Annotated in this window: 1 protein-coding gene; it reads right to left on the minus strand. The window is 41.5% G+C overall.

Translation table 11 applies throughout. The features are described from left to right. On the minus strand, nt 1–116 hold a 116-nt coding region (locus DXD92_RS18235), incomplete at its 3' end, for a transposase (protein ID WP_199696586.1). Between the last annotated feature and the right edge of the window lie 118 nt (nt 117–234).

The raw sequence follows: 234 nt of genomic DNA on the forward strand, positions 1-234 counted from the left end.
ATCTCTCGGACATCTCTGCGTATTCTCCCATACAATACCTTCTTTCGGTATTTAGGAATAAACACAATGTGATACTGGCATTTCCAACGAGTATGTGATAAACTTTTATTGTCCATTTGGACCGCCTCCTTTGATTTTGAGTTTGGCTTGCGACACCATTCTCATTCTATCACAGGAGGCTTTATTTTGTTATCCTCACCACTTCCGACTACTCTATTCTCCCCAGCATAGCTG

It is taken from the genome of Blautia sp. TM10-2 (assembly GCF_003480845.1).
GTDB lineage: Bacteria > Bacillota > Clostridia > Lachnospirales > Lachnospiraceae > Fusicatenibacter > Fusicatenibacter saccharivorans.